This is a genomic window from Sporosarcina thermotolerans, assembly GCF_042658975.1.
Classification (GTDB): Bacteria; Bacillota; Bacilli; order Bacillales_A; family Planococcaceae; genus Sporosarcina; species Sporosarcina thermotolerans.
This window is the reverse complement of sequence record NZ_JBHSRM010000013.1, coordinates 469,467-486,598: the sequence shown is the minus strand read 5'-3', so window position 1 is coordinate 486,598 and position 17,132 is coordinate 469,467. Positions and strand designations below refer to the sequence as shown.

Below are 17,132 nucleotides of genomic sequence, written 5' to 3'. Positions count from 1 at the left end.
TAAGCCAGCCCTACTGCACGGCAAAAAGCGCCGTTTCGTAGGTCAGTCTTATGCCTGTCGCACCTAAGCAGGCCGCCTACGCTTTTCTTTTGTTATTTATATGCGTTATCTGTACAGGCTATTAATGGAGGTGTGTGTGTATGAAAGCTAAAAGGATTGGATTGTATGCGGTTGTTGTGCTTTTATTGTTGTTTTTATTTATTTTCCCTTTGGATGCTTACGTATCTAAACCTGGTGGTGCCTATGATTTAGCGCCAATTGTAGAGGTTGAAGGGGGCGATGTGAATGATGTCGGAACATTTAATTTGATGACGATTTCAATCGGAAAAGCCACTCCCTTTTCTTATGTAGCCTCCAAGTTTTCAGATCGGATGAAAATCTTAGAGGTAAATAAAGTGAGGCGGGATGGGGAAAATGATAAAGAATATAATATTCGCCAAAAGAAGCTTATGTCGGATTCACAATTTAATGCGATTACAGTCGCATTCGAGAGGGTAGGAATCCCGGTCGATATTACATACGATGGCGTCTTCGTCGTAAGTGTATTGACTGGGGGGGCTGCAGACGGAAAGCTTGAAGTCGGTGATAAGATTCGTAAAATTGACGGGGAGCAATTGCAAGAGTCCGGACAATTCGCCTCTAAAATTTCCGGAAAAGGTAAGGGAGATAAAGTAACTCTAACCGTTGACAGGGACTCGGAACAAAAGGATGTAGATTTAGTATTAAGTGAAATTCCTAACCAAGAAGGACGGGTAGGCTTAGGGGTTCAATTCCAAGAAGATCGTGAGCTATCTACGAATCCAAAAGTGGATATCCATACAGCTGAAATAGGCGGACCTTCTGCCGGTCTAATGTTTACACTTCAAATCATGAATCAGTTGATGGATGAGGACTTAACAAAAGGGTACAACATTGCAGGGACCGGTGAAATGCTTGCTGACGGTACAGTTGGACGAATTGGTGGAGCCGATTTTAAGGTGATTGCTGCTGATCGAGAAGGCATTGAAATATTCTTTGCTCCTGATGATTATTTATCTGATCAAGTGATCAATGCTAACCCCGGTATAAAGACGAACTATCAGGAAGCCGTAAAAATGGCCGAAAAAATAGGCACGAAGATGAAAATCGTGCCCGTCCGAACAATTGACGATGCCCTAGCTTATTTAAGGGGACTGCCTGAAAAGTAATTGTTCATAATTGGAGATATTGTATAATCCAGCCCTATTTTAGAAGCGATAGATCCTTTTCCAATCGCCAATGCATAAATATCGGATGCTTGGATATCCATATCAAGTGATGGATTTGAAAAGGCTGCCACTTTGCTGATGAGGGGAAGTGGCAAGTCCTTTTTCCTACCGCTAAGATAGGACCGTCCCTTATCTGTCATTCCTAACAATCTCAAATAAGCGGGAACATCTATTTCAGAACGCATTTCTTTTGTAAAACCGGTTAATATATGTGTTAGCATTCGTTGAATCCTTGTCCATGTATAGCGCTTAGACTTTATGTCATTCATAAATGTTTGAAATGTATCGTTTTTTTTGGCGGCGCGGTAAATCAGGTTCTCGATACCTTCTGAAAGGTCGGCAATGGTAGAAAGGTGCGCTGGGCCATCCCGTAAAATACTAAATCGTAAAAATGGATAAAAACTCTCCCAGTTACCAAAATTCATTCGTTCAGTTTGCCATTCGATCAGAATGTTTTTTGTTGATTCGGGAATGAAATTGAGTACTTCATCCAATTTTTCTGTCGAAAAAAAAGATTTGCGGATTCCCGTAGCGCTCGCCACTTTATTAACTTCCAATGTATCGTCGTGATACTCTGCACCAAGCCTTTTAATAGTTGTTGGCATCATTGATGAGTTTAGTGTACGGGCTGCTTGCATGTAATGGAACCCTAAAATATTGTTTGGTTTGGAGAGGTCAACAAGCCTTCCACCCTTTTCTGTGTTAGGTTGAACTGCATCATATGCCTTGTTTAGTGCCATTGGATAGCTTAACCCTTCTTGCATGGCGTTTTTTATTGCCTGGTTGTATTCTTCCGAATTATTGTCAAGAAGGTCCAAGGTGTTGTGGAAGGGCTCAATATCACCATCTTCACTACCGAAACAAAATGCCGTGCAACCCGCAGCGTCAAGTAAGCTTATTGCCCCGTGAGCAAATACTGTGGCATGTCCGGTTGCGAAGCGATAAGGCAGCTCGAAAACAATATCTACACCGGACGCCAAGGCCATCTTTGTCCGCGCCCATTTATCGATAAATGCGGGTTCTCCTCTTTGCAGGAAATTGCCACTCATGACAGCAATGATTAAATCAGCATTTGTCGCCGCTTTAGCTTGCTGTGCATGGTATACATGCCCGTTATGCAAAGGGTTATATTCAACGACAACCCCTGTTGCTTTCATTTTGTCCACCCCTTTGATATTATCTATTTAAATTATACGATGCTGCGATTTAGGTGACAAGAAAATATCTTGACATCCCATTTTATCCATTATATAATCAACAGTGTTGTCTTGAGGTGATATAGACGTGAAATGGTCCATTCATCAATTACAGAAATACCGACAAGGGGCTATGCCGCTTGACGAAGCGGTCAACCTTGAAACCGTTAAAAAGCGGAATCCGGAAATCCGGGATATTAAGCCTGTCCACGTAACGGGCAGCTGTGTAATTGGTTCGAAAAAACTGAGTTGTCGTTTTCACCTTGAAGGTGTTATGACATTACCTTGTTCTCGTACATGGGTAGATGTTGAATTTCCTTTTTCAATAGAAACGAACGAACAGTTTAGTTGGGATGAAGCCACCCTTGCTTCGGACGATTCAATTCACCCCGTAGAAGGTGAAGTTGTCGATCCGACTCTACTTTTTGAAGAATTAATTCTTCTTGAAGTGCCTTTACAAGTTTTTAGCGAAGAAGCTGAAAAGATGAAAAGGGCAGAGGGGAAAGGTTGGTCATATACAACAGAAGATGAATACGATGCGCAGTTGAACGAAGAAAAGGAAAATAAAGTTGATCCACGATTAGCTGGATTGGCTGAATTTTTTAATTCGGACAAGGAATAGGCGATCGATTATAAGGAGGTGCCTCAAATGGCAGTACCAAAAAGAAGAACTTCAAAAACATCTAAAAGACTTCGTCGTACACATTTCAAACTACAAGTTCCAGGCATGACAACTTGTGACAATTGTGGCGAAGTGAAGTTGGCACACCGCGTTTGCAAATCTTGCGGTCATTACAAAGGAAAAGAAGTAGTAGGCGAATAATCAAAAACCTACTTAAAAGATCACCGAGAGGCCATGGCTCCGGTGATCTTTTTTATATTTAAAAAGCGGAGGCGGCCGTTTAGATGCGACAGGCATAAGGCGGACACGCGCAACGGTGCTTTTTGCCGTGTAGCGTATCTGACTTATGACCCGAGCGTCTGGCCGCCGGAGTTGGATTGAAAAAAAGCGGAGGCGGCCGTTAAGATGCGACAGGCATAAGGCGGCCACGAGAAACGGCGCTTTTTGCCGTGCAGCATGTCTGACTTATGACCCGAGCGTCTGGCCGCTGTAGCTGGATTGAAAAAAGCGGAAAGCGCGCTATGTAGATGTGACTAAAGACCCGAAATGACCATATATCTCGGGAAATGATCAATATAAGTCGGGAAATAACCGATATATCCTTTGAATTGATCGATATATCGTGGGAAATGATTGATATCCATTGGGAAATGATCGATATATTTCTTCAACTACCTAAAAGGGAGGGATAATGTTGGCGTATAAAATTAAAATCAATGATGGTGTTGCTACGTTTACGATTAACCGGCCTGAAATGAGGAACGCCATTAATTTTGAGGTCATGGATGGCTTGGAAAAGTTTTTAGGGATTGTGGAGAATGATGAAAAAATCGCCTTCGCAGTTATAACTGGATCTGGTGACCGCGCATTTTGTTCAGGTGGAGATTTATCGGAATTTCATGGCTTTCGCACAGCAATCGAAGCCTATCCGATGTTGAGTAGAATGGCGAGCTTATTATTCAGATTGTCTACCTTACCTATGCCAGTCATTGCACTCGTCAACGGAGCAGCAGTCGGAGGTGGTTGTGAAATCGCATCAGCTTGTGATTATAGGGTTGTATCCTCAAAAGCGAGGGCAGGATTCATCCAAGGTACACTCGCGATTACAAGTGGTTGGGGTGGGGCTACACAACTATTTACGAAAATGAAAAATCATGATGCCGTTTTGAAATTCCTAACTGAAGCAAAAATCCATAATGCGGAAGAGTTGAAATCGATAGGTTGGGCTACCTCTATTTATGATGACACTGCTGAAATAGGTTTACATGAATTCATCTCCACGATGAAAGATATCCATCCAGATGTACATAGGGCTTATAAAAAGATTTCCATTCAAAATTGGAAAAACACCGAAATAGAAAATCGGATGCTTGAAGAGGCCGAACAATGCGCCAAACTATGGGAAAGCGAAGCGCATCATAAGGCTGTGGAAAGTTTCTTAAGAAAAAAATAAGTACTGATAAAACTTAGATTATCAAACTTATTCAGACTAATAGTTGAAAACGGTTTCATTCTTCGTATAAACTATAGATGGGGAGAAATTCTAATTTAAGCAACTTGGGGGTTTCAAAATGAATAAAATTCTTATAGCGAATCGCGGAGAAATTGCCCTTAGAATCATCAAAACATGCAAGCGACTCGGAATTAGCACAGTAGCTGTATATTCTGCAGCTGACGAGCACATGCCTTTCGTGAAAGCCGCGGATGAAGCCTATTTAATCGGACCGGGACCTGTTCAGCAGTCATATCTGAAGGCTGATGATATTATTGGAATCGCACTACAGACCGGTGCGGAAGCGATTCATCCGGGGTATGGTCTGTTATCAGAAAACGCGGTATTTGCTCGGAAAATTAAAGACGCGGGCTTGAAATTTATCGGTCCCGATGCGCAAACAATTGAATTAATGGGGGACAAAATTGCATCAAGGGTGAAGATGAAGGATGCAGGGGTTCCGGTCGTTCCTGGTACGGATGAGGGCGTTTCTACAATTGAAGAAGCTATCGTTGCAGCTGAACAGATTGGTTATCCAATAATGCTAAAGGCAAGTGCTGGCGGCGGAGGAATTGGTATGGTGCGATGTGAAAGTGAGCAAGCGCTCAGTCAGCACTTCCAATCCATCAAAAGCCGTGCAAAGGCCTATTTCGGTGATGATGTGGTTTTCCTTGAAAAGTTTGTTGAAAATGCACGTCATATTGAAGTGCAGGTTTTCGGAGATTCAAAGGGAAATATAGTCCATCTATTCGAACGGAATTGTTCCGTTCAAAGAAGAAATCAAAAAGTGATTGAGGAATCTCCATCACCGGGTTTAAGTGAAGAGGTAAGAGTTCGATTGCATGAAGCCGCGGTGAATGCTGCTAAGGCTGTAGCATATGAAAATGCTGGAACGGTGGAATTCATTTTAGCGGATAATGATGAATTTTATTTCCTTGAGATGAATACACGTTTACAAGTAGAACACCCAGTAACCGAAGAAGTGACTGGATATGATTTGGTAGAGTGGCAAATTGAAGTTGCCCGTGGAAATGAATTGCCGATAAAGGAACAAAAGTTGATTTCCTCTTCGGGCCACGCCGTTGAATACAGGATTTATGCGGAACACCCAACAACATTCATGCCATCTCCAGGTAAAATTGCCAAGATGGAGTCGCTTCATTTGGAAGGCGTACGTATTGACGCTGGTTATGAAGAAAGTGGTGCAATCACGCCTTTTTATGACCCGATGATTGCAAAAGTTATTGTTTATGGAGAGACGCGTCAAGAAGTGATTGAAAAATCAAAGACATTTTTCAATTCGTATACAATTGAAGGTATTAAAACAAATATACCGCTGTTCCAAAAATTCATCGACTCCAAAGAATTCTTGGACGGCAATTACAATACAAATGTGTTAATGGAATGGTTATTAACTAATAAGGAGGAAGTAAATATATGACACAATTAAAAGCGGCTATGGCTGGTACGGTATTCACTGTAAATGTGGCGGAAGGTGAACAAGTAGAGGCCGGTCAAGTGATTATTGTATTGGAATCCATGAAAATGGAAATTCCTGTTGAAGCAGAAATTACCGGTAAAGTATCTTCTATTAATGTTCAAGTTGGGGATTTTGTAAATGAAGAGGATGTATTGGCTGTAATTGAGGCATAAAAGAATGGGATTTGCCGAACTATCTAACAAAGGCAACTGTGATCGGAAGGGGTAGAACACGATGACAAAACAAGCAGAACAGACAGTTTACAATGAACAATTAAAAAAGAAGATCGAAGAAATTGTAGCGGGTGGACATCCGAAATATCATGAGAGATTGAAAGAACAGAATAAGTTATTCGTTCGTGATCGTTTGAGACTTTTATTCGATGACGGAAAATACATGGAAGACGGCCGTTTTGCGAATTGTGAAGCTGACGATTTACCCGCAGATGGTGTAGTGACTGCAATGGGGAAGGTAAATGGGCAAACAGTTTGTGTAATGGCGAATGATTCTACAGTGAAAGCTGGATCTTGGGGATCCCGAACAGTAGAAAAAATTATTCGTATCCAAGAAGTTGCAGAGAAAAATCGGGTTCCTATCCTATACCTTGTCGATTCGGCTGGAGCAAGGATTACAGATCAGCTTGATATGTTCCCGAACCGCCGTGGTGCGGGAAGGATTTTTCATAACCAAGTGAGGTTATCCGGCTTCATCCCTCAAATCTGTCTTTTGTTTGGACCATCCGCTGCGGGAGGTGCATACATCCCGGCATTTTGTGACATCGTCATTATGGTGGAAGGAAATGCATCAATGTATTTAGGATCCCCTCGAATGGCGGAAAAAGTGATTGGGGAAAAGGTTTCATTGGAAGAAATGGGTGGGGCAAGAATGCATTGTACAGTTAGTGGCTGCGGTGACGTCCTTGTTGAAAGTGAAGAAAAGGCAATAAGTGAAGCCCGCCGTTATCTGGAATTCTTTCCGGCAAACTTTACTGAAAAGCCTTCACTAAAAGACCCTGTAGCGAGAAAAGCAGGACGCTCGCTTGAGGAAATCATCCCTCTAAACCAGAATGCACCGTTCGATATGTATGAAGCGATTGATGCTTTAATCGATGAAGGAAGCTTCTTTGATATTAAAAAACTATTTGCTTCAGAAATGATTACGGGACTCGCGAGGATTGAAGGGCAACCTGTTGGGATTATTGCAAACCAGCCGAAAATTAAGGGTGGTGTCCTATTCGTAGATTCTGCGGATAAGGCAGCGAAATTCATTAACTTATGTGACGCCTTTTCGATACCGTTATTATTCCTGGCTGATGTTCCAGGTTTCATGATAGGGACGAAAGTTGAACGTGATGGAATTATCCGCCATGGAGCTAAATTAATCATGGCGATGAGTTCAGCAACTGTGCCAAAGATTTCGGTTGTTGTTAGAAAAGCTTATGGTGCTGGATTATATGCAATGGCGGGTCCGGCTTTTGAACCGGATGTATGTATAGCTTTACCAACTGCACAAATTGCTGTCATGGGACCAGAAGCGGCTGTCAACGCTGTTTATTCGAATAAGATTGAAGCAATTGAAGATCCGAAAGAGAGAATTGCATTTGTGCAGGCGAAGCAGAAGGAATATAAAGAAGAAATTGATATTTACAAAATGGCTTCCGAGATGATCGTGGATGAAATTATTTCACCTTCAGATTTACGCGAAGTACTTGCGGAGAGATTCAATTTCTATTCGACAAAAGATCTTCCATTACCACCTAAAAAACATCCAGTATATCCTGTATAATTGAATAATAGGAAAAATAGAGGGCGCCTTTTTCTGAAGGTGCCCTTTTCTACAAGGAGGGTATCGGGGTGGAAGTTGTTATTGCGGGGGCTGGTTCGATCGGTTTGCTCATGGGATCCTATTTTGCGGAAGCTGGATGGAAGGTTTCTTTCTATACAAGAAGGGAAGAACAAGCTTCAATTATTCGTAAAGAAGGGATTAAGCGGATTGATGCAGAAGGAACTGAATGCATATTTCAAGTTAATGCTGAAACGGAGATTGAGAAATTACCTAAGTCAGCGCCTTGGATAGTCGCTGTAAAATATAGTGGAGTTGCTTCAATTATCTCAATTCTTGAAGAAAGAAAAATGGACAATGCGGTGATGTTTATTCAAAATGGTTTAGGACATTTCAATCTTGTTGAAGAATCAGAATTACCGACTGTTTTCTTTGCGACTGTTGAACACGGAGCTGGTCGTCTAAATGACCGCACTGTTTCGCACAATGGTATTGGTTTTATAAGGATTGCCCCTTTCCGTGGGGATGAAAATGTTTTTGATCCGCTGCGGTTTGTCAATACATCGGCGTTTCCTATCGAATTCGTAGAGGATGCTCGGGGAATCGTGTTACGAAAAGTGCTGATCAACTGCATGATTAATCCATTGACTGCGATTCTTCAATTAAGAAATGGTGAATTATTGGAGCGTAAGCATGCGAAGATCTTGTTTGATGAATTATTTTTGGAAATCAGTAATGCCTTTCCGGAAATGCAAGAAAGTTTACCAAAGGATGCTATTGAAGAAGTATGCCGGAAAACCGCGTTAAATCAGTCTTCTATGTTAAAAGATAGGTTGAATGGGAATTCGATGGAAATAGAAACAATTGTGACAGCGGTTATTAAGATGGCGGAAAAAAAGGGAACGCCTCTACCGATATTGAAAACCCTTGAGAAAATTTTGTTTGTCTTGGATGGGAGATGATTGTTCGTGATTCATGGAATCATTTCGGTGCTCATTGGAATAGTTATTGTATGTCCTTTTCTTGTAACTATCGTTTTTCTTGTGACGATGAGAAAAATGGGGAAGGCTCCAGCACGTGTTTTAGGACAGGCGGCGGACTGGACAACCCCCTTTCTTTTTTTAGCTGTATATATCAGCGCTTCAGCAATATTCGGTGATGGAGTAGGGTACTATATTGTGGGTATCGCCATATTCATCGCCATACTTCAAGCGGTGATCGAAAGAATGAAAGTGAAAGAATTTATAATCTCTCGCTTTTTACAAAAAACATGGAGATTATATTTTCTTGTATTAGGACTATCCTACCTAGTTCTAATTGTGACAGGTATCATTTTCAAAGTTTCGGAATATGTCAAATGAGATCGAAATAGTAGGGGATAAGCGTAATTTTTTCAATCTGATGAAATTCAATGTATACTTTGTTCAAACTAGTAAAAAGGGGCATGAAGGATGGAACTTGAGTCATTGGAATTACAAAATGGAAATAAGGTAATGCAAGCATATAATCATGATGAAAAATTCATACATACTTTTTTTGACTATAAAAATGAAAGCAACTCCTATCCGAAGAGGTTGAAAGAGTTGTCGGATCGTTCATTTCAGAGGAAGGAATTGGCGAATGTAATTACTTCCTTTATGGAACCGTTTGGCATCTCTGAAAAAGCTGCAAAATATATCGATGAGTTAGCTAATGATGGTGTTGTTGTCATCGGTGGCCAACAAGCTGGAATAATGACAGGGCCACTTTATTCAGTCCATAAAGCAATAACTGTCATCTTGCTTGCTGAAAAGAAGAGGGAAGAACTTGGTGTTCCAGTTATTCCTGTTTTCTGGATTGCCGGAGAAGATCATGATCTGAATGAAATTAATCATGTCTATACAGAGGTTTCCGGAAAGGTGACAAAGAATAAATACCGTGAAAAATATATTTTAAAATTAATGGCATCAGAAGCCGAGTATTCACATGAGATGATGACCACCTTCGTTAAAGATACTTTCCGTCAATTCGGAGAAACCGAGCATACGAAATCCTTATTGGACGAAGTCCTTGAAGCAGTTAGTTTAGAAAAGACTTTCACTGGCTTTTTTGTCAGATTGATGAATGGCCTATTCAGTGAGCATGGTCTCCTCCTTATTGATTCGGCATATAAACCGTTAAGAGAGATAGAAAAAGGACCATTCACTGGTTTCATCGAAGCGGCTGAAAAAATCGCGAAAATGATTGCAAGTACAGAAGAAGAATTTGATGCGATTGGTTTCGGTAGGCCAATCCAAGCGGAATACGATGCAGCGAATCTTTTTTATATGCATGAAACGGGAAGGGTCTTATTGACAAGGGATAATGAAGACTTCGTGAATAGTAGTGCAGGTATCCGTTTCACGCCCGATGAATTGATGAAAGTGGCGAATGAGGAACCTTGGCTCCTAAGCAATAATGTTGCAACACGTCCGATAATGCAAGATATGGTATTTCCAGTCCTATCTTTTGTCGGGGGGCCTGGCGAAATTGCCTATTGGGCATTATTGAAAGATGCCTTCCACCATTTTGGCATCAAAATGCCGATTCTTGTTCCACGGATTTCAATTACATTAGTCACTCCACAGGCGAAACAGGCTATGGACGATGTTGCATTGACGGTCTCAGATGTATTGTCCGGAAAAGTACTAGACGAACGTGAAAAATTCATTGAAACATTGCATGATGAGCAATTTGATGAACTACTTAGGGAAACAGAAACGTTTTTAACAAGTAAATACGTAGAATTAGAGTCCGTGGTAGATCTTTCAATGACGCAATTGCTTCATAAAAACCTCGAATTTCATAAGAAACAACTAAATTACTTAAGAGGGAAAGCTGAAGAAAGCCTTTTACTTAAACATGAGGTTGCCTTACGTAAATATCGAATCCTTGAAAATGAACTACTTCCAGAAGGGTCATTGCAAGAACGGCTTTTCACTCCCTATACTTTTATGAATCAATATGGTCCTGAATTGGTCCGAAATTTGCTTTGCCAGCCATTGAAAATGGACGGCACCCATCAAATCGTTTATCTTTGATAATTATTAGCTTTTCCAGTCAATTTTCGACTGGAAAAGCTTTTTTATTTAGACCTACGTGATTGGTGAAAATCAAGCCCCATCTCAATAAAACAAGTACTATCGGCACATTTTTAATGGAAAATAGATTATGGGTGGAGGAATGTGGGGGGATGTGGTACATTAAAATCACATAGTGGGGTGAAGAGTATGTTCATGGGCGAATATCAGCATACTGTGGATGCAAAAGGCCGCTTAATAGTCCCTTCTAAATTCAGGGAATATTTGGCGGATGGCTTTGTGTTGACTCGTGGATTGGATAATTGCCTCTTCGGTTACCCTATGGAGGAATGGAAGCGATTAGAGGAAAAATTGAAAGCACTGCCCGTAACGAAAAAAGATGCTCGGGCATTTGCAAGGTTTTTCTTTTCAGGTGCTACAGAAGTGGAAATCGACAAGCAAGGTCGCGTAAATATACCAACCTCCCTACTGGATTATGCAAAAGTGGAAAAAGATTGCGTAGTCATCGGAGTTTCCAGCCGTATCGAAATTTGGTCCAAATCATCTTGGGACTCCTATTATGATGAGTCGGAGCAATCATTCAACGAAATCGCTGAAAACATCATCGACTTTGATTTTTAATATTAGAAAAAGAAAGGATGGCGGTTTCAATGTTCGATCATATAACCGTATTACTCCACGAAGCCGTCGAAGGGCTTAATATTAAGCCCGATGGTGTCTACGTAGACTGCACACTTGGAGGTGCAGGACACAGCCTTGAAATTGTTAAAAAGCTCTCACCTGAAGGTCGACTGATTTGTTTCGATCAGGATACAACAGCAATTGAAGCAGCAAAAGTAAAACTAAAAGATTATTTATCCCAAATTACTTTCATTCATTCGAACTTTAGAAACTTGAAAAACGAACTCAAAAACATCGGAATTCACTCTGTGGATGGGGTTCTCTATGACCTTGGTGTATCATCACCACAGCTCGACACTCCAGAACGCGGTTTCAGCTACAATCATGATGCAAAACTGGACATGCGTATGGATACAGATGCACCTTTAACAGCCTTTGACGTTGTGAACGAGTGGGCTTACGAAGATTTAGTCCGTATCTTTTTCAGATATGGGGAAGAAAAGTTTTCAAAAGGAATCGCCCGTAAAATAGAAGAAGCACGTAAACAAGCACCCATTCAAAGTACGGGAGAATTAGTTGAACTGATAAAGAACGGCATCCCTGCAGCAGCACGCAGGACGGGTGGACATCCGGCCAAAAGAGTATTCCAGGCAATAAGAATTGCTGTAAATGATGAACTTGGGGCAGCTGAAGACTCATTAACTGACGCATTAACGGTCATGAATCCAGGTGGACGTATTTCTGTCATCACCTTCCACTCATTGGAGGACCGTTTGTGCAAAACGATTTTTAAAGAGGTGACCTCTTTACCGGAACTTCCACCAAATTTACCAGTTATTCCTGATCATATGGAACCTGAATTCAAGTCAGTTACAAGAAAACCGATTGTGCCAAGTGAAGAGGAAATTTCAGTGAACAAAAGATCAAGATCAGCAAAATTACGGATTATTGAGAAAAAATAGAAGGGGGAATTGTTAGATGGCATTGGAACAAAGGACATTCCAGATGAATACAGTACATGAAATTGAAGCACCACAATCACCGAAGAAACAAGAGTTGCAGCCGAATAGGCGTTCTAAAAGACTTATTTCCAAAGGCGAAAAGTTTTTGTTCGTGCTGTTTTCAGCAATTCTCGTTATTTTTTCTACGATGATTTTGCATACACAGGCGCAAATTAATGATACCAATAAGGAAGTGCAACTTTTAAATAGTGAAGTTGTAGAAACTCAAAAACAGAATACTGAATTGTCCAATCTCGTGAGCGAGAAATCTACATATGAAGTGATTTGGAATAAAGCGAAGGAGCTCGGCTTGAATCTAAACGAGAAAAACGTAAAGGTCGTGCCTGGACGATGAAAAAGAAGAAGTTTCGATTTCAATGGGGAGCCTTTCTGATGTTCGTTTTTTTCGGAGGGCTCTTTTTCCTATTGTTTGGACGTTTATTAAGTATCCAAATTACCGGACAAGCTGAAGGTAGACCAATGGCTGTCATGGCTGAGGCGAAATATGCAAGGGAAGCAATCCTTCAGGCTGAAAGAGGAAAAATTATTGACCGTAACGGTGAATTAATCGCTTCCGATACATTAAGTTACCGGCTTATTGCGGTATTGAATGAAAAAGCGACTGAAAAAGGTGCTCAGGAGCCAAGACATGTCGTGGATTTTGAAAAAGCGGCAGACCTGTTAAGTAGATTTATCCCAATGGAGAAATCCAAGATGATTGAGATTAGGGATAAGGCTGTTGCGAATAACTCGAATGTTTATCAAATCGAGTTCGGTAAGGCAGGAAGGGATATTAGTCATGAAACGATGTTAGCCATTAAAGAGGCGGCGGATAAGGAAGGCGTAACAGGTCTGCAGTTCATCGAAGATAAAAAAAGATTTTATCCGAATGGCAATTTTGCATCCTATTTGATCGGTTTTGCGATGAGGGAAGAGGATGAAAATAAAAAAGTATCCACAGTCGGTAAAATGGGCCTTGAGCAGACATACAACGAGGCATTGACAGGTGTGAACGGTAAGGTGGATTTTAAGACTGATAGATGGGGCTTTATATTACCGAAGTCAGAAAAACAAATTGTTGCTGCACAAGACGGCATGACGATTCAGTTAACGATTGATAAGACGATTCAAAACTTTGTTGAGGATGCTATGAATCAGGTTGACGAAGAATACTCGCCCGAAAAAATGCTTGTCATCATAACTAACCCTAATACCGGTGAAATTTATGCGATGAGCCAGCGACCTTCATTTCACCCTTCAACACGCGTCGGTCTGACCGAAAACTGGTTGAACGATGCTGTGCAAAATACGATTGAACCGGGTTCAACAATGAAAATATTCACATTAGCCGCAGCAATCGAGGAAAGAAAATGGGATCCATTTGCGGAATTCCAATCCGGACAATATACGATCTATGATAAGACAATTCGAGATGTTAATAGAACCGGTTGGGGAAGGATTTCCTTTCTCGAAGGTTTTCAGAGATCATCCAACGTTTCGATGGCTTACCTATTGGAAAGAATGGGAGATCGCACATTCATCGAGTACTTAAAGGATTTTGGCTTTGGCGAAAAGGTTGGAATTGACTTGCCGAATGAAGCATCTGGCATCATTTTGGATATAAATCCGAGTGAGAGATTAACAACTTCATATGGACAAGGTTCGACTGTAACTCCAATTCAAATGATTCAAGCGGCTACTGCGGTTGCAAACGATGGCAAGATGATGAAACCGTACGTCATTGATAAGATTATTAACCCAAATACTGAAGAAACTGTAGAAGACCATAAACCAGAAGAAAAGGAATCACCTATTTCGGCTGAAACTGCAAAGCAAGTTCGTGAAATCTTAGCCACAACCGTAACTTCTGCGCCTGGGACAGCTAAAAAATTTGCCCTCTCGGGTTATTCGGTCGGCGGAAAAACAGGAACTGCAGAAATACCCAAAAAGGATGGACCGGGATATCTCTCAGGAGATGGGAATTATCTTTATTCGTTCCTTGGGATGGCGCCAATCGAAGATCCCCAATTATTGGCTTACGTTATTGTTCAGCAACCGAAGCTTGAGATAGGACAATATGGTTCTGATCCTGTGGCAAAACTGTTTACGTCAATTATGGAAAGCAGTTTGAAATATATGAATATCGTACCAGAAAATAATGAAAGTTCTTCAACTGTCCCTATATCGGAATTTATCGGCAGTGATTCATCTTCTGCAATCGAAGAACTCCGTGAACAAGGTTTTTCTCCGGTGTTAATAGGAGAGGGTGGCAATGTTATTAGTCAATACCCTCAAAAAGGCACGAAGATGAATAAAGGATCTATTGTTCTCCTGGAAACTAATGGGGATACTACTTTGCCAAATTTTTACGGGTGGTCGAAAAAAATGGCATTATCATTTAAAATGTTATCAGGGCTTGATATTCGTTTGAATGGTGATGGATATGTAACCGAACAAAGCTTATCCGAAGGAGCCGTTATTAGTAAGGACGATCCCGTTGTCCTTCAACTGTTGACGCCGGCCGATCTTCATACTCCTGCCCCGCAGGATGAGGAAAAAGAAGAGGAGATAATTGGAGGATGATGTATAGCAGTCCACATCTATTCATAGGTTAGTAGAAAAACGAAAGGTGTGGGGCGCTGCGTAAAAAATATGCTGATCTGCAATCCAAGAAAAGATTGCGGGCTGTCTATATTATTTTCGTTATTGCAATCTTCATGGTCGTAGGAAAGCTCTTCCACGTTCAAATCATTAAACATGAATGGTTAAAGGCGCGTGCGGAAGAGAACTGGGATAGGGAAATCCCTTTTGGAGCATTAAGGGGAGAAATCAATGATCGTAATGGTCAATTGATAGTTGGTAACCGACTTGCTCCAACGCTTTATTACATGCCATCCCAGAACAAAGAACCTGAAAAGGCTGCAGCAGCAATAGCAAGCGTCATCGGTATGGATAAAGATAAACTGCTTGAGAAGATGACAAAAAAAGCGTATATGGTCAAATTGGCTCCTGAGGGTAAGAACATAACCCAAGATCAAGCTGATGAAATTGCGAAGTTGCAAATTGATGGTTTGTATACTGGGGTAGATTTTGTTAGGAATTACCCAAATGGAGAATTATTATCAAGGCTCATTGGATTCACTGGTTATGATGGAGATGGCCTTGCTGGAATTGAATATGCATATGATGAAATCTTAAAAGGTACAGGCGATAAAATACGTCTATATACGGATGCAAGGACAATCCCATTGCCTCATGTAGATGACAGTTTCGAAACTGGCAAAAATGGGGCGAGTGTTGAATTGACAATCGACCTTGAAATGCAAAAAGCAGTTGAGCGGGAGTTGCAACAGGCTTTGGAAAAATTTGATGCTGCATCGGCGTTAGCGATTGTCATGAATCCAAAGACGGGAGAAATTCTTGTCCTTGCCTCCGTGCCTTCATTTGACCCGGCCAATTATCAAAATGCTGACCCTTCGATTTACAATCGCAACTTGCCGGTTTGGATGACATTCGAGCCGGGATCAACATTCAAGATCGTGACACTTGCTGCAGGACTCGAGGAAGGTGTCATCGATTTGCATAATCAACACTTTAATGACCCGGGATATACAATGGTCGCGAACGCAAGGTTAAGATGTTGGAAAAGGGAAGGCCATGGTCATCAAACCTTCCTCGAAGTTGTAGAAAATTCCTGTAACCCAGGATTCATCGAAATTGGCAGGCGCTTAGGCGGCGAAAAGTTAGATAAATACATTAGGGATTTCGGTTTTGGTGAATCGACTGGCTCCGGCATTGCGGGAGAGGCAAAGGGAATATTATTCTCGCAAAAGGCATTCGGTCCAGTTGAACAGGCTACGACCGCGTTCGGTCAAGGTATATCTGTCACGCCAATTCAACAAGTTCAGGCGGTAGCAGCAGCTATTAACGGAGGCTATTTGTATAAGCCGTATATTATTAAGGAAATTAAGAATGATAAGGGTGAGACAATACAGTCTTTTGAACCAGAGATGAAACGCCGTGTCATTAGCGAAGAAACATCAGCTAAAGTTCGAGAAGCTCTTGAATCGGTTGTCGCAAATGGTTCAGGTCGGAATGCATTCAATGATGGTCTACGAGTAGGCGGAAAAACGGGTACGGCACAAAAGGTCGTGAATGGTACGTATAGCGATGGGGACTATATTGTATCTTTCATTGGATTTACACCGGCTGACGACCCTGAACTACTTGTCTATATCGCTGTTGATAGTCCTAAAAACTCAATCCAGTTCGGTGGTGTCATTGCTGCACCAATCGTAGGACGGATCATTGAGGAAATTGCACCTCTTGCAGGGATTGAAAAAAGGGAAGGGCAGATTGAAAAGGAATATCGCTGGGGTGATCCTTTAACACATCGTGCACCTGATTTGACAGGGATGACAAAAGGAATGGTTGGGCGCCAACTTCACACATATCGTATACAATGGCATGGTGATGGAGAAGTGATAAAATATCAAATGCCGGCACCTGATTCCTTAATAATGGTGGACGATATCATCCACGTATATACTGAGGAAGAATAGAAAAGCGGAAGGCGCCCGCTTAGGTGCGACAGGCATAAGGCGAAGATGCGTCGTGGCGTTCTTTGCCACA

General features: G+C 41.4%; 17 protein-coding genes. 15 read left to right on the top strand and 2 right to left on the bottom strand.

Translation table 11 applies throughout. The annotated features are described in order from the left end of the window. Nucleotides 1-140 precede the first annotated feature (140 nt). Nucleotides 141-1,187 (top strand): SepM family pheromone-processing serine protease, encoded by a 1,047-nt coding sequence (locus ACFPZG_RS10285; protein ID WP_317940148.1) that lies wholly within the window; start codon nucleotides 141-143, stop codon nucleotides 1,185-1,187. On the opposite strand, the gene ACFPZG_RS10280 is transcribed toward ACFPZG_RS10285, so the two are convergent. After that, nucleotides 1,160-2,404 carry a nucleotidyltransferase gene (locus ACFPZG_RS10280; protein WP_317940147.1) on the bottom strand — a complete coding sequence of 415 codons (1,245 nt, stop codon included), beginning with the start codon at nucleotides 2,402-2,404 and terminating at the stop codon, nucleotides 1,160-1,162. The two genes, ACFPZG_RS10285 and ACFPZG_RS10280, sit on opposite strands and share 28 nt — an antisense overlap. Nucleotides 2,405-2,531: 127 nt before the next feature. Between ACFPZG_RS10280 and ACFPZG_RS10275 the strand changes: the two genes are divergently transcribed. Both ACFPZG_RS10275 and rpmF read left to right on the top strand, forming a co-directional pair. Next, a complete protein-coding gene (locus ACFPZG_RS10275; RefSeq protein ID WP_283731644.1) occupies nucleotides 2,532-3,065 on the top strand; it encodes a YceD family protein in 534 nt (177 codons plus the stop codon). Between the two features lie 27 nt (nucleotides 3,066-3,092). After that, the gene (rpmF, locus tag ACFPZG_RS10270) at nucleotides 3,093-3,266 is read left to right on the top strand and encodes a 50S ribosomal protein L32 (RefSeq protein WP_283731645.1); all 174 of its coding nucleotides are present in this window, start codon (nucleotides 3,093-3,095) and stop codon (nucleotides 3,264-3,266) included. A gap of 332 nt (nucleotides 3,267-3,598) precedes the next feature. Here rpmF and ACFPZG_RS10265 read toward each other — a convergent pair whose 3' ends face one another. Next, nucleotides 3,599-3,736: a hypothetical protein gene (locus ACFPZG_RS10265; RefSeq protein ID WP_381427017.1), complete on the bottom strand. Its 138-nt coding sequence runs from the start codon at nucleotides 3,734-3,736 to the stop codon at nucleotides 3,599-3,601. A gap of 23 nt (nucleotides 3,737-3,759) precedes the next feature. Between ACFPZG_RS10265 and ACFPZG_RS10260 the strand changes: the two genes are divergently transcribed. The 12 genes from ACFPZG_RS10260 (at nucleotide 3,760) to ACFPZG_RS10205 (ending at nucleotide 17,062) form a co-directional block, all read left to right on the top strand. After that, on the top strand, nucleotides 3,760-4,518 hold the full coding sequence (locus tag ACFPZG_RS10260) for an enoyl-CoA hydratase/isomerase family protein (protein WP_283734619.1): 759 nt from the start codon (nucleotides 3,760-3,762) through the stop codon (nucleotides 4,516-4,518). A 118-nt stretch (nucleotides 4,519-4,636) separates the two neighbouring features. After that, nucleotides 4,637-5,998 carry an acetyl-CoA carboxylase biotin carboxylase subunit gene (locus ACFPZG_RS10255; protein ID WP_317940145.1) on the top strand — a complete coding sequence of 454 codons (1,362 nt, stop codon included), beginning with the start codon at nucleotides 4,637-4,639 and terminating at the stop codon, nucleotides 5,996-5,998. After that, nucleotides 5,995-6,210, top strand: a complete 216-nt coding sequence (locus ACFPZG_RS10250) for a biotin/lipoyl-binding carrier protein (protein ID WP_283731646.1) — start codon at nucleotides 5,995-5,997, stop codon at nucleotides 6,208-6,210. The genes ACFPZG_RS10255 and ACFPZG_RS10250 overlap by 4 nt, the downstream gene beginning before the upstream one ends. Nucleotides 6,211-6,271: 61 nt before the next feature. Next, nucleotides 6,272-7,822, top strand: a complete 1,551-nt coding sequence (locus ACFPZG_RS10245) for an acyl-CoA carboxylase subunit beta (RefSeq protein ID WP_317940144.1) — start codon at nucleotides 6,272-6,274, stop codon at nucleotides 7,820-7,822. 68 nt (nucleotides 7,823-7,890) lie between these two features. After that, nucleotides 7,891-8,781 (top strand): ketopantoate reductase family protein, encoded by an 891-nt coding sequence (locus ACFPZG_RS10240; RefSeq protein WP_317940143.1) that lies wholly within the window; start codon nucleotides 7,891-7,893, stop codon nucleotides 8,779-8,781. A 6-nt stretch (nucleotides 8,782-8,787) separates the two neighbouring features. After that, on the top strand, nucleotides 8,788-9,180 hold the full coding sequence (locus tag ACFPZG_RS10235) for a DUF3397 domain-containing protein (protein ID WP_317940142.1): 393 nt from the start codon (nucleotides 8,788-8,790) through the stop codon (nucleotides 9,178-9,180). A 90-nt stretch (nucleotides 9,181-9,270) separates the two neighbouring features. Further along, nucleotides 9,271-10,878 (top strand): bacillithiol biosynthesis cysteine-adding enzyme BshC, encoded by a 1,608-nt coding sequence (bshC, locus tag ACFPZG_RS10230; RefSeq protein WP_283731650.1) that lies wholly within the window; start codon nucleotides 9,271-9,273, stop codon nucleotides 10,876-10,878. A 189-nt stretch (nucleotides 10,879-11,067) separates the two neighbouring features. Beyond that, nucleotides 11,068-11,499, top strand: coding sequence for a division/cell wall cluster transcriptional repressor MraZ (gene mraZ, locus ACFPZG_RS10225; RefSeq protein WP_283731651.1), 432 nt, complete (start codon nucleotides 11,068-11,070; stop codon nucleotides 11,497-11,499). A 29-nt stretch (nucleotides 11,500-11,528) separates the two neighbouring features. Next, nucleotides 11,529-12,461 (top strand): 16S rRNA (cytosine(1402)-N(4))-methyltransferase RsmH, encoded by a 933-nt coding sequence (gene rsmH, locus ACFPZG_RS10220; RefSeq protein ID WP_317940141.1) that lies wholly within the window; start codon nucleotides 11,529-11,531, stop codon nucleotides 12,459-12,461. A 16-nt stretch (nucleotides 12,462-12,477) separates the two neighbouring features. Beyond that, entirely contained in the window at nucleotides 12,478-12,855 is a 378-nt protein-coding gene (gene ftsL, locus ACFPZG_RS10215; RefSeq protein ID WP_283731652.1) for a cell division protein FtsL, read from the top strand. Between the two features lie 38 nt (nucleotides 12,856-12,893). Then, entirely contained in the window at nucleotides 12,894-15,083 is a 2,190-nt protein-coding gene (locus ACFPZG_RS10210) for a penicillin-binding protein (RefSeq protein WP_317940140.1), read from the top strand. Nucleotides 15,084-15,217: 134 nt separating this feature from the next. Continuing rightward, the gene (locus ACFPZG_RS10205; RefSeq protein WP_317940247.1) at nucleotides 15,218-17,062 is read left to right on the top strand and encodes a penicillin-binding transpeptidase domain-containing protein; all 1,845 of its coding nucleotides are present in this window, start codon (nucleotides 15,218-15,220) and stop codon (nucleotides 17,060-17,062) included. Nucleotides 17,063-17,132: the final 70 nt, after the last annotated feature.

Coding starts and splice junctions, on each gene's coding strand:
- ACFPZG_RS10285 (WP_317940148.1), top strand. CDS start 141: ATGAAAGCTAAAAGGATTGGATTGTATGCGGTTGTTGTGCTTTTATTG.
- ACFPZG_RS10280 (WP_317940147.1), bottom strand. CDS start 2,404: ATGAAAGCAACAGGGGTTGTCGTTGAATATAACCCTTTGCATAACGGG.
- rpmF (WP_283731645.1), top strand. CDS start 3,093: ATGGCAGTACCAAAAAGAAGAACTTCAAAAACATCTAAAAGACTTCGT.
- ACFPZG_RS10255 (WP_317940145.1), top strand. CDS start 4,637: ATGAATAAAATTCTTATAGCGAATCGCGGAGAAATTGCCCTTAGAATC.
- ACFPZG_RS10250 (WP_283731646.1), top strand. CDS start 5,995: ATGACACAATTAAAAGCGGCTATGGCTGGTACGGTATTCACTGTAAAT.
- ACFPZG_RS10245 (WP_317940144.1), top strand. CDS start 6,272: ATGACAAAACAAGCAGAACAGACAGTTTACAATGAACAATTAAAAAAG.
- bshC (WP_283731650.1), top strand. CDS start 9,271: ATGGAACTTGAGTCATTGGAATTACAAAATGGAAATAAGGTAATGCAA.
- mraZ (WP_283731651.1), top strand. CDS start 11,068: ATGTTCATGGGCGAATATCAGCATACTGTGGATGCAAAAGGCCGCTTA.
- rsmH (WP_317940141.1), top strand. CDS start 11,529: ATGTTCGATCATATAACCGTATTACTCCACGAAGCCGTCGAAGGGCTT.
- ftsL (WP_283731652.1), top strand. CDS start 12,478: ATGGCATTGGAACAAAGGACATTCCAGATGAATACAGTACATGAAATT.
- ACFPZG_RS10210 (WP_317940140.1), top strand. CDS start 12,894: ATGTTCGTTTTTTTCGGAGGGCTCTTTTTCCTATTGTTTGGACGTTTA.
- ACFPZG_RS10205 (WP_317940247.1), top strand. CDS start 15,218: ATGGTCGTAGGAAAGCTCTTCCACGTTCAAATCATTAAACATGAATGG.